The organism is Microcella alkalica, from assembly GCF_014595885.1.
GTDB classification, from domain to species: Bacteria; Actinomycetota; Actinomycetes; order Actinomycetales; family Microbacteriaceae; genus Microcella; species Microcella alkaliphila_B.
Genome location: NZ_JABUKC010000002.1, coordinates 605713 through 631095 on the forward strand (window position 1 = coordinate 605713; position 25383 = coordinate 631095).

The 25383-nt window shown below is 72.1% G+C and carries 20 protein-coding genes; 4 read left to right on the forward strand and 16 right to left on the reverse strand.

The window, feature by feature from the left end; translation table 11 throughout:
• Window positions 1-36: 36 nt before the first annotated feature.
• From murD to ID804_RS07425, 9 genes are all read right to left on the reverse strand, one after another.
• The gene (gene murD, locus ID804_RS07385; protein WP_169078538.1) at window positions 37-1527 is read right to left on the reverse strand and encodes a UDP-N-acetylmuramoyl-L-alanine--D-glutamate ligase; all 1491 of its coding nucleotides are present in this window, start codon (window positions 1525-1527) and stop codon (window positions 37-39) included.
• On the reverse strand, window positions 1524-2621 hold the full coding sequence (gene mraY, locus ID804_RS07390) for a phospho-N-acetylmuramoyl-pentapeptide-transferase (RefSeq protein WP_169078540.1): 1098 nt from the start codon (window positions 2619-2621) through the stop codon (window positions 1524-1526). The genes murD and mraY overlap by 4 nt, the downstream gene beginning before the upstream one ends.
• A complete protein-coding gene (locus ID804_RS07395) occupies window positions 2618-3268 on the reverse strand; it encodes a glutamate ligase domain-containing protein (protein ID WP_169078542.1) in 651 nt (216 codons plus the stop codon). Before ID804_RS07395 ends, mraY begins: the two co-directional genes overlap by 4 nt.
• A complete protein-coding gene (locus ID804_RS07400) occupies window positions 3265-4815 on the reverse strand; it encodes a Mur ligase family protein (RefSeq protein WP_169078822.1) in 1551 nt (516 codons plus the stop codon). Before ID804_RS07400 ends, ID804_RS07395 begins: the two co-directional genes overlap by 4 nt.
• Before the next feature lie 23 nt (window positions 4816-4838).
• Window positions 4839-6611, reverse strand: a complete 1773-nt coding sequence (locus tag ID804_RS07405) for a peptidoglycan D,D-transpeptidase FtsI family protein (RefSeq protein ID WP_317451214.1) — start codon at window positions 6609-6611, stop codon at window positions 4839-4841.
• Between the two features lie 54 nt (window positions 6612-6665).
• Entirely contained in the window at window positions 6666-7274 is a 609-nt protein-coding gene (gene ftsL / locus ID804_RS07410) for a cell division protein FtsL (protein ID WP_169078544.1), read from the reverse strand.
• Between the two features lie 65 nt (window positions 7275-7339).
• Window positions 7340-8290 (reverse strand): 16S rRNA (cytosine(1402)-N(4))-methyltransferase RsmH, encoded by a 951-nt coding sequence (gene rsmH / locus ID804_RS07415; protein ID WP_169078546.1) that lies wholly within the window; start codon window positions 8288-8290, stop codon window positions 7340-7342.
• 103 nt (window positions 8291-8393) lie between these two features.
• Complete coding sequence (mraZ, locus tag ID804_RS07420) at window positions 8394-8825, reverse strand: division/cell wall cluster transcriptional repressor MraZ (RefSeq protein ID WP_169078548.1); 432 nt, start codon at window positions 8823-8825, stop codon at window positions 8394-8396.
• A 364-nt stretch (window positions 8826-9189) separates the two neighbouring features.
• Complete coding sequence (locus tag ID804_RS07425; protein ID WP_169078550.1) at window positions 9190-9579, reverse strand: DUF3040 domain-containing protein; 390 nt, start codon at window positions 9577-9579, stop codon at window positions 9190-9192.
• A gap of 84 nt (window positions 9580-9663) precedes the next feature.
• On the opposite strand from ID804_RS07425, the gene ID804_RS07430 reads away from it, so the two are divergent.
• Window positions 9664-10785 carry a polyprenyl synthetase family protein gene (locus tag ID804_RS07430; RefSeq protein ID WP_169078552.1) on the forward strand — a complete coding sequence of 374 codons (1122 nt, stop codon included), beginning with the start codon at window positions 9664-9666 and terminating at the stop codon, window positions 10783-10785.
• Window positions 10786-10822: 37 nt separating this feature from the next.
• Here ID804_RS07430 and ID804_RS07435 read toward each other — a convergent pair whose 3' ends face one another.
• Complete coding sequence (locus ID804_RS07435) at window positions 10823-11158, reverse strand: Rv2175c family DNA-binding protein (protein WP_317451215.1); 336 nt, start codon at window positions 11156-11158, stop codon at window positions 10823-10825.
• 378 nt (window positions 11159-11536) lie between these two features.
• Here ID804_RS07435 and ID804_RS07440 point away from each other — a divergent pair, with 378 nt between their 5' ends.
• Window positions 11537-12688, forward strand: coding sequence for a LysM peptidoglycan-binding domain-containing protein (locus ID804_RS07440; RefSeq protein WP_169078829.1), 1152 nt, complete (start codon window positions 11537-11539; stop codon window positions 12686-12688).
• Window positions 12689-12737: 49 nt separating this feature from the next.
• Complete coding sequence (pknB, locus tag ID804_RS07445; RefSeq protein ID WP_169078554.1) at window positions 12738-14684, forward strand: Stk1 family PASTA domain-containing Ser/Thr kinase; 1947 nt, start codon at window positions 12738-12740, stop codon at window positions 14682-14684.
• Between the two features lie 47 nt (window positions 14685-14731).
• Here the strand turns inward: pknB and ID804_RS07450 are convergent, their stop codons facing one another.
• The 3 genes from ID804_RS07450 to ID804_RS07460 all read right to left on the reverse strand — a co-directional run bounded on the left by ID804_RS07450 (window position 14732) and on the right by ID804_RS07460 (window position 17945).
• Entirely contained in the window at window positions 14732-16111 is a 1380-nt protein-coding gene (locus ID804_RS07450; RefSeq protein WP_169078556.1) for a class II 3-deoxy-7-phosphoheptulonate synthase, read from the reverse strand.
• A 141-nt stretch (window positions 16112-16252) separates the two neighbouring features.
• On the reverse strand, window positions 16253-16942 hold the full coding sequence (locus ID804_RS07455) for a lysophospholipid acyltransferase family protein (protein WP_169078558.1): 690 nt from the start codon (window positions 16940-16942) through the stop codon (window positions 16253-16255).
• A 37-nt stretch (window positions 16943-16979) separates the two neighbouring features.
• Window positions 16980-17945, reverse strand: a complete 966-nt coding sequence (locus ID804_RS07460; protein ID WP_169078560.1) for an ROK family glucokinase — start codon at window positions 17943-17945, stop codon at window positions 16980-16982.
• 100 nt (window positions 17946-18045) lie between these two features.
• Between ID804_RS07460 and ID804_RS07465 the strand changes: the two genes are divergently transcribed.
• The gene (locus ID804_RS07465) at window positions 18046-19872 is read left to right on the forward strand and encodes an AMP-dependent synthetase/ligase (RefSeq protein WP_169078562.1); all 1827 of its coding nucleotides are present in this window, start codon (window positions 18046-18048) and stop codon (window positions 19870-19872) included.
• Window positions 19873-19996: 124 nt separating this feature from the next.
• On the opposite strand, the gene ID804_RS07470 is transcribed toward ID804_RS07465, so the two are convergent.
• From ID804_RS07470 to ID804_RS07480, 3 genes are all read right to left on the reverse strand, one after another.
• Entirely contained in the window at window positions 19997-20494 is a 498-nt protein-coding gene (locus ID804_RS07470) for a peptide deformylase (RefSeq protein ID WP_169078564.1), read from the reverse strand.
• A gap of 10 nt (window positions 20495-20504) precedes the next feature.
• Window positions 20505-21815 (reverse strand): MinD/ParA family ATP-binding protein, encoded by a 1311-nt coding sequence (locus ID804_RS07475; RefSeq protein ID WP_169078566.1) that lies wholly within the window; start codon window positions 21813-21815, stop codon window positions 20505-20507.
• Window positions 21816-21893: 78 nt separating this feature from the next.
• Window positions 21894-25292: a pyruvate carboxylase gene (locus ID804_RS07480; protein ID WP_169078568.1), complete on the reverse strand. Its 3399-nt coding sequence runs from the start codon at window positions 25290-25292 to the stop codon at window positions 21894-21896.
• Window positions 25293-25383: the final 91 nt, after the last annotated feature.

The window sequence follows — 25383 nt, forward strand, 5'->3', positions numbered from 1 at the left end:
GATCCCCTCCCCCGGGTGCTCGCGCCGTACGACGGTCTAGGTGCGGCTGTGCCGCTCGCGCACCGCCTCCTGGAAGCGACGGCCGCGGTCGGCGTAGTCGGTGAACTGGTCCATGGATGCGGCCGCAGGAGCCAGGAGCACGGTGTCGCCATCGAGCGCCACGGCTGCCGCCTGCTCGACGGCCGCCCGCATCACCTGCCCAGTGTCGTCGGCGGCGACCTCGAAGACGGGGAGCCCCGGCGCGTGTCGCTCGAACGCCGCGACGACCGCCGCCCGCTCGACGCCGATCACGACGGCCGCCCGCAGCCGCGCGCGGTGCGCCTCGACGAGCGCGTCGAGCTCGACGCCCTTCAGGAGGCCGCCGACGATCCACACGATCGAGCGGAAGGCGCTCAGCGCCGAGTTCGCGGCGTGCGGGTTCGTCGCCTTCGAGTCGTCGACCCACATGACGCCGCCGGCCTCGAGCACAATCTCGGTGCGGTGGTGGTCGACGCGGAAGCGGCGCAGGCCGTCGCGGACCGCGAGGGGCGAGGCGCCCGCCGCGCGCGCGAGCGCCGCCGCCGCGAGCGCGTTCGCGAGACCGTGCGGCGTCGCGAGCCCCGCGAGGCGCACGTCGTCGAGGGTGCCGAGCTCGAGCGCGGAGCGATGGCGGTCGTCGAGGAAGGCGCGGTCGACGAGGATGTCGTCGACGAGCCCCACATCGCTCGGGCCCGGCGTGTCGGCCCCAAAGCCGATCGCGCGGGCGCCGTCGTGCACGTCGGCCTCCTCGACCATGCGCATCGTCGCGTCGTCGGCGCGGTTGTAGACGCACGCGAAGCGCGTGTTCGCGTACACCTTCGCCTTCGCGTCGCGGTACGCCTGCGCGCCGCCGTGCCAGTCGTAGTGATCCTCCGCGAGGTTGAGGCAGACGCTCGCGAGCGGGTGCAGCGCGCCGGGGCCCTCCGTCGGCAGCTGGTGCAGCTGGAAGCTCGAGATCTCGACCACGAGCACGTCGAAGCCGGCCGGATCGCGCACCGCGTCGAGCACGGGCACGCCGATGTTGCCGCACGGGGCGACGCGCAGCCCCCCCTCCTGCAGCATCGCCGCCGTCAGCTGGGTCGTCGTGGTCTTGCCGTTCGTGCCCGTGATGAGCACCCACTCGGCGGCCGGCTCGACCTTGTCGCGCACGCGCCAGGCGAGCTCGATGTCACCCCACATCGGCAGCGCGCGGTCGGCGGCCCACCCCACGATCGGATGATCGGGGCGGAACCCGGGCGAGACGATGACGAGCTCGGGCTCGAGGGCGGCGAGCTGCGGCAGAGCATCCTCATCGGAGCCCTCGAGCTCGATCAGGTCGACGCCGATGACCGGCAGGATGCGCGCGCGATCGGCGTCGGGGTTGCGTGCGGCGACCGTGACGCGGCAGCCGAGCTCGGCGAGCGTGTCGGCGGCCGCGAAGCCCGTCACGCCGAGCCCCAGCACGAGCACGCGCAGGCCCGACCAGTCGGCGCGCCAGCTCGTCAGCCCGTCGAGCCGGCTCGGCGTCACTGGCTGACCCACTCGAGGTAGAACAGCCCGACGCCCACGGCGACGAAGAGGCCCGCGATGAGCCAGAAGCGCACGACGACCGTGACCTCGGCCCAGCCCTTGAGCTCGAAGTGGTGGTGCAGCGGGCTCATGAGGAAGATGCGCTTGCCCTTGGTGATCTTGAAGTACAGCCGCTGCACGATGACCGAGCCCGTCACGATGAGGAAGAGCCCGCCGATGAGCACGAGCAGCAGCTCGGTGCGCGTCACGATCGCGAGGCCCGCGATCGCGCCGCCGATGCCGAGCGAGCCGGTGTCGCCGAGGAAGATCTGGGCGGGCGAGGTGTTCCACCACAGGAACCCGATGAGGGCGGCCGCGATCGCCGCCGACACGACGGCGATGTCGAGCGAATCGCCGCGCACCTCGTAGCACTTGTACGCCAGCTCGGGGTCGAGGTTCGGGTTGAAGCAGTTCTGGTTGAACTGCCAGAAGGCGATGATGATGTACGACGCGATCGCGAGGATCGCCGAGCCCGTCGCGAGGCCGTCGAGGCCGTCGGCGACGTTCACGGCGTTCGAGGTGCTGACGACGATGAGGTTGATCCAGACCACGAACAGCACGATGCCGACGGCGCCGAGCGCGGCGAAGTCGAGCCAGTCGATGTCGCGCACGCCCGACACCATCGTCGAGGCGGGCGTCTGGCCGTCGGCGTCGGGGAACGAGATCGCGAGGATGGCGAAGCCGGAGGCGACGATCACCTGCCCGGCGACCTTCGCCCAGCCGGTCAGGCCGAGGCTGCGCTGATTGCGCACCTTCATGAAGTCGTCGATGAAGCCGACGACGCCGAGCCCGACCATGAGCAGCAGCACGAGCATCGCCGACTGCGTCGGCGCGGTCTGGTCGACGAGGTGGCCGAAGAAGTAGCCGAGGGTCGCACCGGCGATGACGACGATGCCGCCCATCGTGGGCGTGCCGCGCTTGGTGTGGTGCGTCTGCGGGCCGTCGTCGCGGATGAACTGGCCCCACTCCAGGCGCCGGAAGAGGCGGATGAACAGCGGCGTCAGCAGGAGGGTGAAGGCGAGCGCGAAGGCGCCGGACAGCAGCAGGGCTCTCATGCCGTCTCCTCCGTCAGGCGGTCGATCAGGGGTGCCAGGGGCGTGACGCCCGCGGCGGTCACGAGCACCGCATCCCCCGGGCGGAGCCGGGCGCGAAGCTCATCGTAGGCGGCGTCGAGGTCGTCGACGAGCAGCGACTCCCCGCTCCACGAGCCCTCGAGCCCAGCCGCGGTGGCCGTGTGGCGGGCGCCGTGGCCGACCACGACGAGCTGCGAGATGTCGAGGCGCACGACGAGCCGGCCGAGCTGGTCGTGGTCGTCGAACCACGACGTCGGCTCGCTCACGAGCTCGCCGACGACCGCGAACGAGCGCGTGACGCCCCGCGTCGCGTCCGCGAGCACCTTGAGCGAGCGACGCACCTCGTCGGCGGTCGTCGCGCCGGTGTCGTCGAGCACGATGAGGCCGTCGGCGGTGCGGATGCGCGCGCAGCGGCCCGGGACCTCCGCGGTCTGCCCCGCCGCGGTCGCGGCCTCGGCGAGACTCGCGCCGCGCGCGAGCGCCTCTCGCACTCGCGCCAGCGCCGCGTCGACGACGGCGTCGCCGAGCGCGTCGAGCGTCACGGTCGCGCGCTCCTGGGCGCACCGGAGGTGGATGCGGGCGCCGTCGAGCCGGTGCTCGAGGTCGTCGATGACGAGCGGCTCGCTCATCGCGTCGGCCAGCCGGCCTCGCGCAGCGCCGCGCGCGCCTCGTCGCGCGCCGAGTACTCGGTGCGCACGCCGCGGATGTCGCGGTAGTCCTGGTGCCCCGGCCCGGCCCACAGGATCGAGTCGCCCTCCTGCGCGAGGTTCACGGCCACGCGGATCGCCGCCTCCGGCGGGCTCACCTCGTGGATCTCCGGCCGGTTGGTCGCCATCGCGGCGCCCTCGAGCAGGGTCGCGCGGATGGACGCCGGGTCTTCGAAGCGCGGGTGGTGGTCGGTGATGACGAGCACGTCGCAGCCCTCGGCGGCGACCCGGCCCATGTCGTGCCGCTTCGTCGCGTCACGGTCGCCGTCGGCGCCGAACACCATGATGGTGCGGCCCGTCGTGAAGGCGCGCACGGCGCCGAGGGTCTGCTCGAAGGCGTCGGGGCTATGGCCGAAGTCGACGAAGACGCTCGGCCCCCGGTCGCCGGAGACGCGCTCGGTGCGGCCGGGCAGGTAGGCGTCGATGCCGGTCTCGCCGAGCGCCTGCTCGATCACGGCGAGCTCGAAGCCGGCCTCGACCATCATGACGATCGCGAGCGCGGCGTTGGAGGCCATGTGCCAGCCGATGAGCGGCACGCGCGTGGTGAGCGACTGACCGTCGGGGCCGGTGAGGCGGAACGCCGTGAACGCTGGGGTCTCCTCCGTCAGCTCCACGCGCCACTCGGCCTCGACGCCGGGCTTCGCCGTGATCGTCGTCACCGGGATGCGCGCCGACTCGACGACGCGCTCGCCCCAAGCCGTGTCGAGCGACACGACGCCGCGGCGCGCGCGGTCGGGCTGGAACAGCGGCAGCTTCGCCTGGAAGTACTCCTCCATGTCGGCGTAGTCGTCGAGGTGGTCGTGGCTGAGGTTGGTGAAGCCCGCGACGTCGAAGACGATGCCGTCGACGCGGTGCCGGCTGAGCGCCTGCGCGCTGACCTCCACGGCGACGGCGCGCACACCGGCCTCGCGCATGCGCGCGAGCAGGGCGTGCATCTCGCTCGCCTCCGGAGTTGTGAGGCGGCTCACGACGGTGAGGTCGCCGATCTTGCGCTCGGCCGTGGACGACAGGCCCGTGACGAGCCCGAGCTGGCGCAGCACCGCGTCGAGCAGGTAGGCGGTCGAGGTCTTGCCGTTGGTGCCGGTGACGCCGAACAGAAGCGGGGGCTCCTCGTCGGTGCGGTACACCCACGCCGAGAGCGCGCCGAGGGCGGCCCGCGGATCGTCGACGACGAGCACGGGCACGCCAAGGCCCGCCGCGAGCTCGACGCCAGCGCGGTCGGTGACCACGGCGACGGCCCCCGCCTCGACCGCGGCGGCCGCGAACTCGGCACCGTGCCGGTGCTGCCCGCGCACCCCCACGTAGAGGTCGCCCGGCCGGAGGTCACCCGTGGCGAGCGTGATGCCGGTGACCTCGACGCCGTCGACGCGACCATGCGCGGCCTCGAGCCCGAACGCCTCGACGAGCCCGCCCAGCGGGCGCGCGGAGGGGTGCTCGGGCCGCAGGACGGGGGGAACGCGACCGGACAACACGACCTCTTTCTCGGCGGGGCCTACCACGTCAGGGGCAGACGCGGCGGGGGCTGCGTCGAAGGCGGCACCCGGAACGTCTTGAGCACTTGCGTCATGATCGAGCGGAAGGTGGGCGCCGCGGCAGCCGACGTCTTCATCGTATCGGGACGAGCAAGCGTCACGACCACGACGAACTGGGGGTCGTCGGCCGGAGCGATGCCGGCGAGCGAGACGATGCGCTGCCCGCCGTAGCGACCGTTCTCGGCGACCTCGGCGGTGCCGGTCTTCGCCGCGACGCGGTAGCCGGGGATGCTGAGCTGCGACGACAGGAACCCATCGGTCACCACCGATTCGAGGATCTGCACGGTCGTGTCTGCGGCCTCCTCCGAGAGGATGCGCTCGCCCTCGCCGCTCGGCTGCATGGTCGTCGTGCCGTCTGCGCGGGTGCACCCCGCCACGAGGGTGAGCGGCATGTGCACGCCCCCGTTGGCGATCGCCTGGTAGGCGCTCGCCACCTGCGCGCTCGTCGCCGTCATGCCCTGCCCGAACATCTGCGTGAAGGCGCTGTGCCCGTCGATCGAGGCGGGGTCGCGGATCGTGCCGCCCTCCTCGCCGAGGAAGCCGACGGCCGTCGGCTCGCCGAGGCCGTAGCGGGTGAGCATCTCGGCGCGCTGCTCGAGACTGGTGCGCTCGACCACCATCGAGGTGCCCACGTTCGAGGAGTTCATGAGGATGCCCGCGGTCGTGAGCGGCAGGTCGCCGTGCGCCCACGCATCCCCGATCGTGTAGTTCAGGATCGTCGCGTACCGGCCGGGCACCGTGAACTTCTCCAGCGGCGTCGTGACGCCCTCGTCGAGCAGCGCCGCGAAGGTCAGCGCCTTGATCGTCGAGCCCGGCTCGTAGGGGGCGGTGAAGCTGCGGGCGCCGAGATTGTCGACGGGCGTGCCGTTGACGTCGTTGGGGTCGACCGTCGGCCAGTCGGCGGCGGCGATGATCGCGCCGTCGGCGACGCGCACGACGAAAGCCGTCGCCCAGTCGGCCCCGACCGCGGTGCCCTGCTCGGCGATCGCCTGCTGCGCGAACCACTGCACGTCGGAATCGATCGTGAGCTGCAGGGTGCCGCCATCGATCGGCTCCTGCTCGACCACGGTCGTGCCGGGCAGCCGCACGCCGTCGGCGCCGCGCTCGTAGGTCGAGGTGCCGTCGGTCGCCTGCAGGCACTCGTTCGCGCTCAGCTCGAGCCCCGTCTGCGGGCCGTCGGTGCCGAGGAACCCGACGAGATTGCCGGCGACCTGCCCGTTGGGGTACGCCCGGGCCGACTGACGCTCGAAGTAGACCCAGGGGATACGCAGCTCGCGCACCGCCTCGTACACGTCGGCCTCCACCCCGCGCACGAGGTAGGCGAAGTCGTCGTCGGGGTCGGCGGCGAGCTCGGCGTCGATGAGCGACTGCAGGGCGGCGGGATCCTGCCCCGTGATCGCGCCGAGCTGCGTGAGCGCCTCGAACACCGTGCGGGTGATGCGCTGGTCGGTCTCCTCGTCGAGGATCGTCGACGGCGCGACGAAGCGCGGCGAGACGGTGATGTCGTAGCGGTAGACCGTGTCGGCGAGCACGACCCCGTTGCGATCGACGATGTCGCCGCGCGCGCCCGGCAGCACCTGCGGGATCGAGCGACGCGCCTCCGACTGCTCCGCGAGCTCGCCCGCGCGCACGACTTGGATGTCGACCAGTCGGATGAAGAACGCCGCGAGGATGGCGGTCACGAGCAGCACCGTCACGGCGAGGCGGCGGCGAGTGCGTCGAACGGCGATCACGCGGTCGTCCTCCCCTGGGTGCTGCTCGGTGGTGCTCGGTCGGTGCCCTCTGGGCTACTGGGTCACCGGCGACGGGAGCGTCGCCGGGCCCGCCGGCGGTGCGGCGGGGAGGTTCGGGGCGACACCGGAGGGCGCCTGCGGGGCGGCTCCGGGCGCGGTGGCGGTCGGTGCGGTCGGGCCCGAGGCTACCGATGGCGACGCATCACCCCCGGTCGCCACGCCCGGTTCGGCAGCGGCCGCTGCACCGGTCGCGGCGTCGGACACGAGCGGGACATCCGCCAGCAGCACGTTGCCGATCATGCTGTCGCGCCCGGCGAGCACGCCCGCGCCGCTGCCCGCGGCGACCGGTGCGCCGAGCACGGTGGCGTCGGCGAGCCGCAGGTAGGCGGGGCTCGCGTTCGCGACCATGCCGAGCGACTCGGCGTTCGCGGCGAGGTTCTGGGGCGAGCGCAGCGTGTCGAGGCTCTCGGTCAGCACCTGGGCGCTGCGGTCGAGCTCGACCGCCTGCGACTGCAGGGCCGCGATGCGGTAGGCGCCCTCCGAGAGCGTGATCGACAGCAGCAGCTGGGCGAGGAGGATCGCGAAGACGCCGGCCGTCGACACGACCGCGTAGACGGCGCGGGGGCGCGCACGCCGCTGGGAGCGGGTGGCGACGACCTCCACGGGTCGCGGCGCCCGGCGGGGACTCGAGGCCGCGACTCGCTGGGGGGTCGGGGCGAGGACGGCGCTCACGCGGCCGCTCGCAGTCGCTCGGCCGCGCGCAGGCGCACGGGGATCGCTCGGGGGTTCGCGGCGCGCTCGGCCTCGTCGGCGAGCTCGGCGCCGCGCACCAGCAGGCGGAAGCGGGGGGCGTGCTCGGGCAGCTCCATCGGCAGGCCCGCGGGGACCGTCGAGCGGACGCGCGCGGCGAGCTCGCGCTTGACGATGCGATCCTCGAGCGACTGATACGCGAGCACGACGATGCGGCCGCCGACCGCGAGCGCGTCGAGCGCGGCCGGCAGCGCCGTCTCGAGCGCGGAGAGCTCGTCGTTCACCTCGATGCGCAGGGCCTGGTAGACGCGCTTCGCCGGGTGGCCGGTGCGCTGGGCCGACCGGGGCGTGGCGTCGAAGATGATCTGGTTCAGCTGCGCGCTGCGCTCGATCGGGGCGACGGCGCGCGCCTCGACGATGCGGCGGGCGTAGCGCGGCGCGAGCTTCTCCTCGCCGTAGGCGTAGAAGATGCGCCGCAGCTCCTCCTCCGGGTAGGTCGCGAGCACGTCGGCGGCGGTGCGCCCCGACGTGCGGTCCATGCGCATGTCGAGCGGAGCATCCTGCGCGTAGGCGAAGCCGCGGTCGGCCTCGTCGAGCTGCATGGAGGAGACACCGAGGTCGAACAGCACGGCGTCGACCTCGGCGATGCCGAGCGCGTCGAGGGCCGAGCGGATGCCGTCGTAGACGGTGTGCACGGGGCGGAAGCGATCCCCGAACGGCGCCAGGCGCTCTGTCGCCGCGGCGAGGGCGTCGGTGTCGCGGTCGAGGCCCACGATCGTCAGGTTCGGGAAGCGCTCGAGCGCGGCGGCGCTGTGGCCGCCGAGGCCGAGCGTCGCGTCGACCATGACCGCGCCCTCGCGCTCGAGCGCGGGGGCGAGCAGCTCGAGCGTGCGCTCGAGCAGGACGGGGATGTGGCGTGTCTCGGTCATCGTGTTCCGGAGGTGGAGCGCGGGGCCCGGATCCCCATCCGTCGACCTGGCACCGGGGAAGTGATGTCAGGGCGATGACGGCTGGGAGTCCGACGCCTCGCGATCAGAAGAGGCCCGGGATCACCTCCTCCTCGGTGGTGGAGAAGGCTTCTTCCTTCTCGGCGTAGTAGGCGTTCCAGGCCTCGGTGGCCCAGATCTCGGCACGGTCGCCCGCACCGATGACCGTGAGGTCGCGATCGAGCCCCGCGTACTCGCGCAGGGCCGGAGGGATCGTGACGCGGTGCTGCTTGTCCGGGCGCTCGTCGCTCGCGCCCGACAGGAAGATGCGCACGTAGTCGCGAGCGAGCTTGCTCGTGAGCGGCGCCTGGCGGATCTTCTCGACCTGCGCCGCGAAGCCCTCGGCGCTGAAGACGTAGATGCAGCGCTCCTGGCCGCGAGCGAGCACGAGGCCGTTCGCGAGCTCGTCGCGGAACTTCGCCGGCAGGATGATGCGCCCTTTGTCGTCGAGCTTGGGGGTGTGCGTGCCGAGGAACATCGTCCGCTCCCCCTTCCTTCGCCGGCCTGAAGTTCTAGGTGACCTCCACTTTACTCCACAATGCTCCACAACGCCATCTTTTCGACCCACTGTAGCTCGAAATGGGGGCACGACCTCCGCGAGAAATCGAGGCTGTCGCCCCGTGGAGCACCGTGGAGGGATCTCTTTGCTTCCCGAGCGCTCGGCGGCCGATCACGTCGAGCGCAGCATCCTCAACCCGCGGAATCGCGCGGAGGGCGCGCAGGGCACGGGTGGGGGTGGAGCGAAGTGGAGCACGGCCAGCGCCGTAGCGGAAGCGCATGAAGAAGGGGCCGACCCGAAGGTCGGCCCCTGAAGGCTGCGTGCCGGGATGCCCGGCGGAGGGCTAGCGGCCCTGGTCGCCGTCCTGCCGGCGCTCCCAGCGCTCGTTGATCGTGTCCATGAACGAGGAGCGCTTGCGCTGCGGCGCGGGGCGAGCCGAACCGGAGGTCGAGGCGGTCGCATCCGCCTGCGCGGCCTTGCCGGGGGTGAGCACCAGCAGCACGCCTGCGAGCATGAGGGCGAAGCCGATGACGCCGACGATCGGCAGCTGCACGATGACGCCGGCGACGAGGGTGGCGACGCCCGCGATGGCGAGCAGCGAGCCGAGCACGATCTGCGTGTAGTTCGGTCGACCGCGACGACCCGAGACGGTCGCCACGAAGTCGGCGTCGTTCTGATAGAGGCTGCGCTCCATCTCTTCGAGGAGGCGCTGCTCCTGCTCCGACAGCGGCATGTGGACCCCTTGTTCGACAGATCGCGCGGGTGGGCTCCCGGCGCCTCCTCATTCTAGGCTCGGCCCGCTGGATAGGCTAGGCGAGTGTCTGAGAGATTGCGGTTAGTCGACCTGGTCAACGCCCGACTGGACGTCTTCCTGACCGAACGGGCCACCCACCTCGCCTCGATCGCCGACGAGCTCGAGGTCTTCATCGACGCCTCCCGCGACCTCCTCCGCGGCGGGAAGCGCTTCCGCGCGCTCTTCGCGTACTGGGGCTGGCACGCCGTCATCGGCACGCAGCGGCCCGACGACCTGCTGGCCGACCTCGACGACCACGACGAGCTCGACGCGGTCATCGCCCTCGCGGCGGCGCTCGAGATCTTCCACGCCGCGGCGCTCGTGCACGACGACATCATGGACAACTCCGACACCCGGCGCGGCATGCCGTCGATGCACCGCCGCTTCGAGACCGAGCACGCCTCGCGCGAGTGGGTCGGCTCGGCTGCCGGCTACGGCACCTCCTCCGCGCTCATGCTCGGCGACCTGCTGCTGGGGTGGAGCGACGAGCTGCTCGCCGAGGGTCTCTCCCTCGTCGCCGACCGCGCCTCGGCCCGCCGCGCGCGCAGCGAGTTCCACGTCATGCGCACCGAGGTCACGATGGGCCAGTACCTCGACATCCTCGAGGAGGTGGCCTGGCGCGAGTCGCCGGAGGAGGACCTGCTCCCCCGCGCCCACCGCGTCGTCACCTACAAGTCGGCGAAGTACTCCATCGAGGCGCCGCTCGCACTGGGCGGGCTCATGGCGGGAGGAACGGACGAGCAGGTGGATGCCCTGCGCGCGTTCGGCCTGCCCCTCGGCGTCGCCTTCCAGCTGCGCGACGACCTGCTCGGCGTGTTCGGCGACCCCGAGGTGACCGGCAAGCCTGCCGGCGACGATCTGCGCGAGGGCAAGCGCACCGTGCTCATCGCCCTCGCCCGCCGCGCGCTGCCGGCCTCCGCCGTGCGCCTCATCGACGAGCTGCTGGGCGACCCGGATCTCACCCCGCACCAGATCGCGACGCTGCAGGCGACGATCCGCGAGAGCGGCGCCGTCGACACGGTCGAGTCGATCATCGCCCGCTCGGTGCGCGAAGCGGTGACGGCACTCGACCACGCACCGCTCAGCCGCGCGGCGCGCGCCGAGCTGGTCGGTCTCGCCGATCTGGTGACCCGCCGCGCGCACTGATCTCGGCGCGCACTGACCTCTCCGCGCCCAGCGGCCGCTAGAGCAGCGCCTGCGCCACGCGCCGGACCTCAGCCTTGCGGCCGGCCCGCAGCGCCTCGACGGGGGCGACGCCGAGCGCGTCGTCGACCGAGAGCATCCACTCCATCGCCTCGTCGTCGGTGAACCCGTTGTCGGCCAGCAGCATGAGGGTGCCGCGAAGCTCGTGGAGGGGTTCGCCGTCGCGCAGGAACTCCTCCGGCACGACGAGCACCTTGTCGCGCCGCACGCCCAGCAGGTGGCGGTCTTCGAGCAGGCGGTGGATGCGGCCGGGCGAGACGCCGAGGATCTCGACCAGGTCGGGGACGGTCAGCCAGCGACGGGAGTCAGCGGTCACGCTTCCAGCGTGCCACGAACGGGGGCTCGGCACCGCGCAGCGCTCATGTTACGAACGTGTTAACGCAAACCACATCCGCCACGATGATTGACACGAGTGTTAATGTGTAACCGGCGGACGGGGATCCGCTCGCGGCCGACGCTGGCCGCACCGGCGTCAGGAGGGGACGGCTTGATGATCGAGCTCGACCGCAGCACCACCGCCCACGACGACGCGGAGGTCGTCCGCGAGCAGGAGGAGGCGCGGGAGCGCGCCCGCAGGGTGTTCGGCGGCCTGACCCCCCGCACGCCGGGCTCCACGGCCGCACCGACGCTCGCCGCCACCGGCGACGCCTCCGCCCGTGCCGCCGCTCGCGCCCGCAGCGCGGCCCTCTCGACGATGCCGCTCGTGCTGACCGGCGCCCTGACCCTCGGCCTGGGCCTCACCGGCCCCGTCGACGCCGCCCACGCCGCGCCCCGCAAGCCGCTGAGCCCGAAGCCCCAGCAGGCCCTCGGCCCCGCCACCCTGCGCGCCGCACTCGCCCAGATCGGCACGGCGATCACGCCCGGTGCGATGCCGGCCACCGCCGTCGCGACCACCGCCGCCCCCGCCTTCTACACGGTCGAAGCGGGCGACACCGTCTCCTCCATCGCGGCGCGGTTCGGCCTCTCGACGGCCGGCGTGCTGGCCCTCAACGGGCTGAGCTGGAAGTCGGTGATCTTCCCGGGCCAGGTGCTCACCCTCACGAGCTCGCCGACGAAGGGCGCCGCGCCGTCGGCCCCCGTGTCGCCCGGCGGCGCCTATCAGGTGCGCAGCGGCGACACCGTCTCCGCGATCGCCGCGCGCTTCGGCGTCTCCACCCAGTCGATCCTTGACGCCAACGGCCTGACCTGGAAGAGCATCATCTACCCGGGCCAGACCCTCGTCATCCCCGGCACGACGAGCGCGCCCGCCGCTCCGGCGAGCGAGACGGTCTCGGCCGTCACGGCCATGCCGATCGCCGAGCGTCCCGTGCTCCCGGGCGGGCCCGCACCCGCGGCGGCGCCCGCACCGGCTCCCGCGCCGGCGCCGGCACCGACCAGTCAGACTCCGGCTCCCGCCGCGCCGCCGGCACCCGCACCGGCCCCCTCCGCGCCTTCCGCCGGCACGATCACGCCGCTCAACGCGGAGGGCCGCGCGCACGCCGCCACGATCATCCAGGTCGGTCGTCAGCTGGGCGTGCCGGACTACGGCATCGTCATCGCGCTCGCGACTGCGATGCAGGAATCCTCGATGCGCAACCTCTCGTGGGGCGACCGCGACTCGGTCGGCCTCTTCCAGCAGCGGCCGAGCACCGGCTGGGGCACGGTCGCCGAGCTGCAGGATCCGGCCCACGCCGCTCGCCTGTTCTACGTCGGCCGCGAGGGCTACACGCGGGGCCTTCTCGACATCCGCGGCTGGCAGTCGATGACCGTCACGCAGGCGGCGCAGGCGGTGCAGATCTCGGCGTACCCCGACCACTACGCCAAGTGGGAGGCCTCGGCCTGGGCCTGGCTCTACGAACTCACCTAGGCCGTGTGGCGCCCCGCCCGACGAGGGCCCGCGACCTAGACTGGGCCGGGTGAGCACCTCGACGTCCGACCCCATGATCGGGCGGCTCATCGACGGTCGCTACCAGGTGCGCTCGCGGATCGCGCGCGGCGGCATGGCCACCGTCTACCTCGCCACGGATCTTCGACTCGAGCGGCTCGTCGCCGTGAAGATCATGCACGGCCACCTCGCCGACGACAGTCAGTTCACGGCGCGCTTCATCCAGGAGGCCCGCTCGGCGGCGCGCCTCGCGCACCCGAACGTGGTCAATGTCTTCGACCAGGGGCAGGATGCCGACTCCGCCTACCTCGTCATGGAGTACCTGCCGGGCATCACCCTGCGCGAGCTGCTGCAGGAGTACGGCGCCCTCACGCCGCAGCAGACCCTCGACATCGTCGAGGCCCTGCTGTCGGGGCTCGCGGCCGCCCACAAGGCCGGCATCGTGCATCGCGACCTCAAGCCCGAGAACGTGCTGCTCGCCGACGACGGGCGCATCAAGATCGGCGACTTCGGCCTCGCGCGGGCCGCGTCGGCCGCGACGGCCGCGGGCGCCGCGCTGCTGGGCACGATCGCCTACCTCTCCCCCGAGCTCGTCACGCGCGGCGTCGCGGACACCCGCAGCGACATCTACGCGGTCGGCATCATGATGTTCGAGATGCTCACGGGCGAGCAGCCCTTCAAGGGCGAGCAGCCGATGCAGATCGCCTTCCAGCACGCGAACGACTCGGTGCCCGCGCCGAGCTCGGTGAACCCGAGCGTGCCCGCCGAGCTCGACGAGCTCGTGCTGTGGGCGACGGCGCGCGTCCCCGAGCACCGGCCGGCGGATGCCCGTGCCCTCCTCGAGCAGGTCACCGAGGTCGCCCGCTCCCTCGAGACCTCGCTCTCGGCCACCGGTCCGCAGAAGACGATGGTGTTCACGACCCCGCTCGTGCCGCCGACGCAGACGGCCGAGACGCAGGTCATCGGGGGCGTCGCGCCCCCGCGCGCCGCTCCTGCCGCGCCGCTGTCGGCGACCGGTGAGCTGGCCCGCGGCACGGCGGGGCGTCGCCGCCGTGGCTGGATCGCCCTCGCGCTCGTGCTCCTGCTCGCCCTGCTGGCCGGCGGCGCCGGCTGGTGGTTCGGGGCCGGCCCCGGCGCGCAGGTGACGATCACGGATGTCCGAGGCGCGTCGCCCGAGGCGGCCGAGGCCGCGCTGCTCGACCAGGGCCTGACGGTCGCGGCCGAGCGCGGCGAGGCCTACGACCTCGAGGTGCCGGCGGGATCGGTGCTCGGCACCGACCCTCCTGCGGGCGAGACCGTGCCGCGCGACACCGAGGTGACGATCGTCGTCTCGCTCGGCGCCGAGCCGACGACGGTGCCCGCCGTCGCGGGGCTGCCCGAGGCCGACGCGCGCGCGGCGCTCGAGACCGCCGGCTTCGTCGTCGCCGAGGAGTCGATCCGTCAGATCGACGACGGCATCGCGCAGGGCTCGGCGATCGCGGTCGTCTCCGTCGCCGACGACGGCGCCGAGACCGCGCTCGCCGAGGGCGCCGACTCGTTCCGAGGAACGCCCGTGACCCTCATCGTGTCGCTCGGCCCGCTGCCGAACGTCGTCGGGGTCGAGCCGGCGACGGCGAGCGCTGCCTTCGAGGCGCTCGGGCTGACGGCGACGGTCGGCGGCGACAGCGAGTTCGACAACGACATTGCCGCGGGCCTCGTGCTGCGGGCGGTCGCGGCCGAGGAGGGGCCGATCCGCCCCGGCGACGCGTTCACGCTCATCGTCTCGCGCGGACCGGACCTCGTCGACGTGCCCGACGTGATCGGCGAGAGCATCGAGGCCGCGATCGGCCTGCTCGAGGAGGCGGGCTTCGTGCCGATCGTCGACACGAACGTGCCTGAGTTCTTCTGGGGCATCGCCACCGTGCAGGCCGTCGAGCCCTCGCAGGACGGCCAGGCGATCCGCAACAGCGAGATCACGATCTCGGCGTACTTCGACTGAGGCTCTGCACCCCCTGACGACCGGGGCCCCTCCTGCGTGTATCGGCTCTACGCCCGCGGCGCGCGGCTGAGCTCCTCGGCGACGAGGAACGACAGCTCGAGCGACTGCATGTGGTTCAGGCGAGGGTCGCAGAGCGACTCGTAGCGCGTGGCGAGGGTCGCCTCGTCGATCATCTCCGAGCCGCCGAGGCACTCGGTCACGTCGTCGCCCGTGAGCTCGACGTGGATGCCGCCGGGGTGCGTGCCCGCCTCGCGGTGCGCCTCGAAGAAGCCCTTCACCTCATCGACGACGTCGTCAAAGCGACGCGTCTTGTAGCCGGTGGGCGTCGTGAGGCCGTTGCCGTGCATCGGGTCGGTGACCCACAGCGGCGTCGCGTCGAAGCGCTGGATGGCCTCGAGCAGCGGCGGCAGGGCATCCCGAATCTTTCCCGCGCCCATGCGCGTGATGAAGGTGAGGCGACCGGGCTCGCGATCGGGGTCGAGCACATCGATGAGGCGCTCCATCGTCTCGGGCGTCGTCGTCGGCCCGAGCTTCACGCCGATGGGGTTGCGGATGCGACGGAAGAAGTCGACGTGCGCACCGTCGAGGTCGCGCGTGCGCTCGCCGATCCAGAGGAAGTGCGCGCTCGTGTTGTACGGCGTGCCCGTGCGCGAGTCGATGCGCGTCATGGGGCGCTCGTAGTCCATGAGCAGGCCCTCGTGGCTGGAGTAGAACTCCACCCGCTTGAGCTCGTCGAAGTCGGCGCCCGCCGCCTCCATGAAGCGGATCGCGCGGTCGATCTCGCTCGCGAGGCCCTCGTAGCGCTGGTTGGCGGGGTTGGAGGCGAAGCCCTTGTTCCAGCTGTGCACCATCCGCAGGTCGGCGAAGCCACCCTGCGTGAAGGCGCGGATGAGATTCAGCGTCGCCGCGCTCGTGTGGTAGCCCTTCACGAGCCGCGCGGGGTCGGCCTGGCGCGACTCGGGCGTGAAGTCGTAGCCGTTGACGATGTCGCCGCGGTACGCCGGCAGCGTGACGTCGCCGCGGGTCTCCGTGTCGCTCGAGCGCGGCTTCGCGAACTGGCCGGCCATGCGGCCCATCTTGATGACGGGCATCGAGGCGCCGTAGGTGAGCACGACCGCCATCTGCAGGATCGTCTTCACGCGGTTGCGGATCTGGTCGGCGGTGGCCCCGGCGAAGGTCTCGGCGCAGTCGCCGCCCTGCAGCAGGAACGCCTCGCCGCGGGCGGCGCGCGCCAGCCGCTCGCGCAGCTGGTCGACCTCACCGGCGAAGACGAGCGGCGGCATCGAGGCGAGCTCGGCGGAGGCGGCGGCAACGGCGGCGGGGTCGGGCCACTCCGGCTGCTGCTTGATCGGGAGAGTGCGCCAGTGGTCGAGTCCCGCGAGCACGGCGGGATCGGCGGAGATGACGGGCTCGGTCGCATCGACCACGGTGGAACGTCCTTCACAGCGACGGGGAACAGGGCAGGATGCGGCACCCTTGCCGCTGGGACGAGCCTAGCCGAGCGGCGAGAGGCCGCCGCGCGCGGTCGCGAGGCCCGCGAACGGCGCGACCCCGGGCATCCTTCGGGGTCAGCGCAGGTGCGCCGGGCGCTTGTCCTTCACGGTCGTCGCGTACACGTCGTGGTACTCCTGGCCGCTCAGTCGGTTGAGCTCGTACATGATCTCGTCGGTGATCGAGCGCAGCACGAAGCGGTCGGATTCCAGCCCGGCGAAGCGCGTGAAGTCGAGCGGCTCACCGAAGACGATGCCGGGCCGCATGACCTTCGGCATTCGCGAGCCGATCGGCATGACCTTCTCGGTGTCGATCATGGCGACGGGCACGACGGTCGCCCCCGACTCCAGGATCATGCGCGCCACGCCCGTGCGACCGCGGTACATGACGCCGTCGGGGCTGCGGGTGCCCTCCGGGTAGATGCCGAGCGCGAGACCCTCCGCGAGCACGCGGAGGCCCGTGTTGAGCGAGGCCTCGCTCGCCTTGCCGCCCGAGCGGTCGATCGGCAGCTGCCCGCTGGCCTCGAAGAAGAAGCGCGTCAGCCAGCCTTTGATGCCCTTGCCGGTGAAGTAGTCGCTCTTGGCCAGGAAGACCATCCTGCGGTCGAGCACGAGCGGCAGGAAGATCGAGTCGACGAACGACAGATGGTTGCTGGCGAGGATGACCGGGCCCGAGCGCGGCACGTTCTCGACGCCGCGCACCCAGGGCCGGAAGACCGTCAGCAGGATGGGCCCGATGACGAGGTTCTTCATGAGCCAGTAGAACACCGTCGTCCCCCTTCCCTCGCGATCGTGTGCGACAACCCTAACCGGCGCTGGGCGCCTCGAGCCCCGCGGCGTGGATGCGCGCGAGGTCGGCGGCCCCGACGACCCCGGCGTCGTTGACGAGCTGCGCCGTCACGAACGCGGGTTCGGGGTGGTAGCCGCGGGCGGGCAGGTGGGCGAGGTAGGCCTCGCGCACCGGGTCGAGCAGCAGATCGCCGGCGATCGAGACGCCGCCGCCGAAGACGAACATCTCGGGGTCGAGCACGGCCGACAGGCTCGCGCACGCCTGCCCGAGCCAGCGGCCAAGCTGCGCCAGGGCGTGCAGGGCGCCCGGATCGCCCTCGCTGATGAGCGCGGCGAGGATGTTCCCGTCGAGCTTGCCGTGCTGCTCGCGCGCATCGGCCAGGGCGAGGCCGATGCCGCCCGCGTCGGCGATCTCGTTGGCCATGCGCAGCAGCGCGCGCCCGGAGCCGTACTGCTCGATGCAGCCGTGCGCTCCGCAGCCGCAGGGCAGACCGTCGGGCACAACGCGCAGGTGCCCGAGCTCGCCCGCGGTGCCGAAGCCGCCGCGCAGCAGTCGGTCGCCCGTGACGATCGCGCCGCCGACGCCGGTGCCGATCGTGAGCATGGTCATGTCGCGCACGTCGCGCGCGGCGCCGAAGCGGAACTCCGCCCAGCCCGCGGCGTTGGCGTCGTTGTCGATCGTGACGTCGATGCCGAGCCGTTCGCGCAGCCGATCGCGGAAGGGCTCGTTGCGCCAGTTGATGTTCGGCGCGTAGTAGACGGTCGACTGGGCCGAGTCGATGAAGCCGGCCGCGGCGACGCCGGCGGCGACGACCTGCTGGCCCGCGCTGAGCCGCTGCACCATCTCCACGACGATGTCGACGATCGCGTGCGGGTCGCCGGCGGGGGTCGGCTGGCGATCCTCCGCGACGATCGATCCGTCATCGGCGACAAGCGCGCCCGCGATTTTGGTCCCACCGATGTCGATTCCCACAGCATGCACGAGGAGTGAGTCTAGAGGTGCCGAAGACCGCTCATCCGTTCGGGTCCGCCGACTAGAGTGACTGCACTGACCTGCCCCTGACGGTGCCGAAGGAGTCCCCGTGCAAGAATTCGTCGTCCCGGCCGTCGTGACGCCCGATCCCGAGGCGAACGCGACCGACCTGCTCGTCGACCGCGTCGCGATCGATCCCGACGCCGCCCTGTTCGCCCTGCCGACCGCCGACGGCGGCTGGAGCGACGTGAGCTCGGGCGAGTTCCTGCGCCAGGTGAAGGCGCTCGCCAAGGGCTTCATGAACGCCGGCGTGCAGCCCGGCGACAAGATCGGCTTCATGTGCAAGACGCGCTACGAGTGGACCCTGGTCGACTTCGCCGCGTGGTTCGCCGGTGCCGTGCTCGTGCCGATCTACGAGACCAGCTCGCCGAGCCAGATCCAGTACATCCTGGAGGACTCCGGGGCGCGCGAGCTCATCGTCGAGACCGCGGAGCACTTCTCGCGCTACGACGAGGTCGCCGGCGACCTGCCCCACGTCTCGCGCGTATGGCAGATGCACCTGGGCGACCTCGACAAGCTCGCCGCCGAGCCGGGCTCGGTGACCGACGAGCAGCTGGAGGAGCGCCGCCGTATCGCCACGGGCGCCGACCTGGCCACGCTCATCTACACCTCCGGTTCGACCGGCACCCCCAAGGGCTGCATCCTGTCGCACTCGAACTTCGTCGAGCTCTCGCGCAACGCCGCTGTGGCGATGAAGGAGGTCGTCGCGCCGGGCTCGTCGACGCTCCTGTTCATCACGACCGCGCACATCTTCGCCCGATTCATCTCGATCCTCGCCGTGCACGCCGGCGCGAAGGTGGGCCACCAGGCCGACACGAAGCAGCTGCTCGCAGCGCTCGGCTCGTTCAAGCCAACGTTCCTCCTGGCCGTGCCGCGCGTGTTCGAGAAGGTCTACAACTCGGCCGAGCAGAAGGCCGAGGCCGGCGGCAAGGGCAAGATCTTCCGCCGCGCCGCCGACGTCGCCGTCGCTCACTCCAAGGCCCTCGACGCCGGGCACGTGCCGCTCGGCCTCAAGGTGCAGTTCGCCCTCTTCGACCGCCTCGTGTACTCCAAGCTGAAGACCGCCATGGGCGGCCGCGTGCAGTACGCGGTCTCGGGCTCGGCCCCGCTCGGGCCACGCCTCGGCCACTTCTTCCGCAGCCTGGGCATCCGCATCCTCGAGGGCTACGGCCTCACCGAGACGACCGCGCCAGCGACGGTGAACCTGGTCAACAAGTTCAAGATCGGCACGACCGGCCCGGCGCTGCCCGGCGTCGGCGTCCGCATCGACGATGACGGCGAGATCCTCGTCAAGGGCATCAACGTCTTCGGCGGCTACTGGAACAAGCCCGAGGCGACCGCCGAGGTCATGGATGGCGAGTGGTTCAAGACCGGAGACATCGGCACGCTCGACGCCGACGGCTACCTCACCATCACCGGCCGCAAGAAGGAGATCCTGGTCACCGCGGGCGGCAAGAACGTCGCCCCGGCAGCCCTGGAGGACCCGATCCGGTCGAACCCGATCGTCGGCCAGGTCGTCGTCGTCGGCGACCAGAAGCCCTTCGTGTCGGCCCTCGTGACGCTCGACCCGGAGATGCTGCCGGTCTGGCTCAACAACAACGGTGAGGACGCCACGATGGCCCTCGCCGACGCGGTCAAGAACCCCAAGGTGCTCGCCGAGGTGCAGCGCTCGATCGACGCCGCGAATAGCCGCGTCTCGCGCGCCGAGTCGATTCGCAAGTTCACGATCCTGCCGGTCGAGTTCACGGAGGCGAGCGGCCACCTGACGCCGAAGATGAGCATCAAGCGCAATGTCATCATGAGCGACTTCGCCGCCACGATCGAGGCCATGTACTCGGGCGCGCCGGCGACGCAGGGCATCTCGCTGCAGCAGTAGCTCGATTCACGCAGCGGGCGGGGCGTCGGAGCGATCCGGCGCCCCGTCGGCGTTCCGGCCGCCGTGCGCGGTGCGCGGGCGTCGTACGCCCCCGGGCCGTCGTGCCCCTACGGCCGAGGCAGGGTCAGCGCCCGAACCACTCCGCCTGGCGCACGGCCCGCATCGCCTCGCGCTTGATGTCGGGCTCGAGACCCTCGAGGTAGAGCCGCCCGTCGAGGTGATCGGTCTCGTGCTGCAGCGCCTGCGCGAGCAGCCCCTCCCCCGCGATCTCGATCGGCGAGCCGGTGACGTCGACGCCCGTGACGCGCGCCCACGGGTGCCGCAGCCGCGGGAACCCGAAGCCGGGCACCGAGAGGCAGCCCTCCTCGATCGGCACGGCCTCGCCGCGCACCTCGGCGAGTACGGGGTTCACGACGTAGCTCACGTCGCCGTCGATGTTGAGACTGAACACCCGCAGCCCGACGCCGATCTGCGGCGCCGCGACGCCGGCCCGGCCGGGCACGCGCACGGTGTCGAGCAGGTCGTCGACGAGGGCCTGCAGGCTCGCGTCGAAGCGCACGACCTCGTCGGCGCGCGAGCGCAGCACGGGGTCGCCGAAGAGGCGGATGGGGCGAACGGTCATGGGGCCGAGCTCACGCCTCCGCGCGGTCGGGCATGCCGTCGATGACGATCGCGGCGAGCTCGCGCGCCGACTGGCGGGTGAGCGGGCGCAGGTCGTTCCAGTGGATGACCGAGCCCGCGGCGAGCTGCTCGTCGTAGGGCATCCGCACGATCGCGCGCACGCGCGAGGCGAAGTGCGCCTCGATCTCCTCGAGCTTGACCAGGTTCGTGCCCTGCGTCGCCGTGTTGATCGCGACCACCGCGTTGCGCACGAGGTCGCCGTAGCCGTTCGCCTCGAGCCAGGTGAGCGTCTCGGAGGCGAGCCTGGCCTCGTCGACGCTGCCGCCGGAGACGATGACGATCGAGTCGGCCCGCTGCAGGGTGGCTCGCATGACCGAGTGCACGATGCCCGTGCCGCAGTCGGTGAGCACGATCGAGTAGTACCGCGCCGCGAGGTCGGCGACGACGTTGTAGTCGTTCTCGTCGAAGGCCTCCGAGAGCATCGGATCGGTATCGGAGGCGAGGATGTCCAGTCGCGTCGCGTCGCGCGAGACGAGCTTCGAGAAGTCGGTGTAGCCCTGGATGCTCGCGGCCTTGTTGACGAGGTCGCGCACGGTCGCGCGCGTCTGCTTCGTCACGCGCTCCGACAGCGTGCCGCGGTCGGGGTTGGCGTCGATGGCGATCACGCGATCCTCGCGAACGGAGGCGAGCGCCATGCCGAGCAGGGTCGTGATGGTCGTCTTGCCGACGCCGCCCTTGCGGGTCAGCACGGGCACGAAGCGGGCGCCGCCCTCGAGCACGGCATCGATGCGGGCATCGAGCTCCTTGCGGGCGCGCACGCGCGCCGAATCGCCGAGGTTGACCCGGTGGAACGTGGCCCGGTACACGAAGCGCGGCCAGGCGCCCTCGGGCGCCGAGCGAGGGCCGCGACGCGGGTCGATGAGGCGATCGGCGGTGAGCATCGCGGCCGACTCGGGCCCGACATCCGCCCCCGCCATCCGCTCACGGCGGGAGTAGTCGGCGACGGCGATCGAGCCGGTGTCGGCCGGGCTCGCGGGCGTCGTCGCCGCGATGATTGCGGGCTCGCTGAGCGCGATGGTCGTGGTGCCGGTCTCGAGCACCTCGACGATGCTGGGGTCGATGCCGGTGTCGACGAGCGCGACCGCGGTCTCGTCCTCCGGGGCCTCGTGCACGGGCGCCGGCAGGGCGACGTCGATCGTCAGGCTCTCGGGCAGCGCCGCGACGAGGTCATCATTGCCGAGCGGCTCCAGACCCTCGGCCACCGTGCGCGCGCGGTCGTCGACGACGTCGGCACTCTCGCTCTGCGCGCGGTCGGACACCATGCACGTCCCCTTCGTCGAACACTCGGACGGCACAGTCTATCGCTCGCGCCCGATCGGCTCGGGCGCGAGCGAGGCGCCTCAGCCGACGACGAGCAGCAGATCACCCGCCTCGACCTGCTGCGTCGCGGGGATAGCGAGTCGGCGGACGGTGCCGCCGACCGGCGACGTGATCGCGGCCTCCATCTTCATCGCCTCGATCGTCGCCACCGGGGCGCCCGCCTCGACGACGTCGCCCTCGGCGACCTGGAGCGTCACGACGCCCATGAACGGCGCGGCGATCTGCCCCGGCTGCGCGGGGTCGGCCTTCTCGGCCTGCACCGCGTCGACCGCGATCGCGCGGTCGCGGATCGTCACGGGGCGCATCTGCCCATTGAGCGTCGCCATGACGCTGCGCATGCCCTTCTCGTCGGGCTCACCGATCGCCTCGAGGCCGACGAAGAGGCTCACGCCGCGCTCGATCTCGATGACGTGCTCGACGCCGGGCTTGAGTCCGTAGAGGTAGTCGGGCGTGGAGAGCACCGAGAGGTCGCCGTACTGCTCGCGCACCTGCAGGAACTGCTGCGTCGGCTGCGGGAAGAGCAGCTGGTTGAGCATGAGGCGGCGGTCGTCGGTGGAGCCGGCGAGCTTGGCGCGCTGCTCGTCGGTGAGCGGCGTCGTGCCGATCTTCACCTGGCGGCCCGCGAGCACCTTGGAGCGGAACGGCTCCGGCCACCCGCCGGGGAGGTCGCCGAGCTCACCGGCCATGAAGCCGATCACCGAGTCGGGGATGTCGTACTTCTCGGGGTTCGCCTCGAAGTCGGCCGGGTCGGCGCCCGCGGCCGCCATCTGCAGGGCCAGGTCGCCGACGACCTTCGACGAGGGGGTCACCTTGGTGGGGCGACCGAGGATGCGGTTGGCGTGCGCGTACCAGTCCTCGATGAGCTCGAAGCGGTCGGCGAGCCCGAGCGCGATCGCCTGCTGGCGGAGGTTCGACAGCTGACCGCCGGGGATCTCGTGGTGGTAGACCCGCCCGGTCGGGCCGGAGAGGCCGGACTCGAAGGGGGCGTAGACGCGGCGGACGGCCTCCCAGTACGGCTCGAGGTCGCTCACGGCCGCGAGGCTCAGGCCGGTGTCGCGCTCGGTGTGCGCGAGCGCGGCGACGAGCGCCGATAGCGGCGGCTGCGAGGTCGTGCCGGCCATGGGGGCGCTCGCCACGTCGACGGCGTCGACGCCCGCGCGCGACGCCGCGAGCAGCGTCGCGAGCTGGCCGCCCGCGGTGTCGTGCGTGTGCAGGTGCACCGGCAGGTCGAAGCGCTCGCGGAGGGCCGCGACGAGCTTCTCGGCCGCGCCGGCGCGCAGCAGACCCGCCATGTCCTTCACGGCGATGATGTGCGCCCCGGCCTCGACGACCTGCTCCGCCAGGCGCAGGTAGTAGTCGAGCGTGTAGAGGTCCTCCGCGGGGTCGAGCAGGTCGCCCGAGTAGCAGAGCCCGACCTCGGCGACGGCCGTGCCCGAGGCGAGCACGGCATCGATCGCGGGGCGCATCTGGCTGACGTCGTTGAGCGCGTCGAAGATGCGGAAGATGTCGATGCCCGTCGCGGCGGCCTCGGCGACGAAGGCGTCGGTGACCTCCGTCGGGTAGGGCGTGTAGCCGACCGTGTTGCGCCCGCGCAGAAGCATCTGGATGGCGACGTTCGGCAGGGCCTCGCGCATCGCGGCAAGGCGCTGCCACGGGTCCTCCCCGAGGAAGCGCAGCGCGACGTCGTAGGTCGCGCCACCCCAGGCCTCGACGCTGAGCAGCTGCGGCGTCATGCGGGCCACGTGCGGCATGACCTCCACGAGGTCGCGCGTGCGGACCCGGGTGGCGAGCAGCGACTGGTGAGCATCCCGGAAGGTCGAATCGGTCACCGCGAGGGCTGTCTGGGCGCGCAGCGCGCTCGCGAACCCGACGGGACCGAGCTCGAGCAGTCGCTGCCGCGAGCCGGCGGGCGCGGGCGCCTCGAGGTCGATCGCGGGCAGCTTCGTCGCGGGGTCGATCGTGCCGGCGCCCGAGCCGTGCGGCTGGTTCACCGTCACGTCGGCGAGCCAGGTGAGCACCTTCGTGCCGCGATCCTTCGAGACGTTGGCGCGCACGAGCTCGGGGCGCTCGTCGATGAACGAGGTGCTGAGGTCGCCGGCCTGGAACTGCGGGTCGTCGAGCACGGCCTGCAGGAAGGGGATGTTCGTGGTGACGCCGCGGATGCGGAACTCGGCCAGGCCGCGGCGGGCGCGCGCGACGGCGGCGCCGAAGTCGCGGCCGCGGCAGGTCATCTTCGCGAGCATCGAGTCGAAGTGCGGCGAGATCTGCGCGCCGGAGGCGATCGTGCCGCCGTCCAGGCGCACGCCGGCGCCGCCGGGCGAGCGGTAGGTCGTGATCTTGCCGGTGTCGGGGCGGAACCCGCTCGCCGGGTCTTCCGTGGTGATGCGGCACTGCAGGGCGGCGCCGCGCAGGTGCAGCTGCTCCTGCTGCAGGCCGAGCTCGGCGAGCGTCTGCCCGTAGGCGATGCGCATCTGCGACTGCACGAGGTCGACGTCGGTGACCTCCTCGGTCACGGTGTGCTCGACCTGGATGCGCGGGTTCATCTCGATGAAGACGTGCTCGCCCGCGCGCTCCCCCGCGGTGTCGAGCAGGAACTCGACCGTGCCGGCGTTGACGTAGCCGATCGAGCGGGCGAAGGCGACCGCATCCCGGTACATCGCCTGCCGCACGCTCTCGTCGAGGTTCGGCGCCGGCGCGATCTCGACGACCTTCTGGTGCCGGCGCTGCACCGAGCAGTCGCGCTCGAACAGGTGCACGGTCTCGCCCGTGGCGTCGGCGAGGATCTGCACCTCGATGTGGCGGGGGCGCACGACGGCCTGCTCGACGAACATCGTCGCGTCGCCGAAGGCGCTGTCGGCCTCGCGCATGGCCGCCTCGAGCGCGGCGCGCAGATCCTCCCGGCGCTCGACCCGGCGCATGCCGCGGCCGCCGCCGCCGGCGACGGCCTTCGCGAAGACGGGGAAGCCGATCTCGTCGGCCGCGGCCAGCAGCACCTCGATGTCGGTCGTCGCGGGGCTCGACTTGAGCACCGGCACGCCCGCGGCGATCGCGCGCTCCTTCGCCGTGACCTTGTTGCCCGCCATCTCGAGCACCTCGCGGGGCGGGCCGATGAACGCGATGCCGGCGTCGGCCGCGGCCTGCGCGAGATCGGGGTTCTCGCTGAGGAAGCCGTAGCCGGGGTAGATGGCGTCGGCGCCGCTCTCCTTCGCCACGCGGATGATCTCCGCGACGTCCAGGTAGGCCCGCACGGGGTGGCCAGGCTCACCGATCTGGTAGGCCTCGTCGGCCTTGAGGCGGTGCATCGAGTTGCGATCCTCGTAGGGGAAGACGGCGACCGTCTTCGCACCCAGCTCGTACGCGGCCCGGAAGGCCCGGATCGCGATCTCTCCGCGGTTGGCGACAAGGATCTTGCGGAACATCGATTCCTCTCAGGCGACCGGGAGCGCGCAAGGCGGAAGCCCCGCTCCGGATCTGTGGTGGCATACCGAGTGGTGGGCGCGTGATGACGCA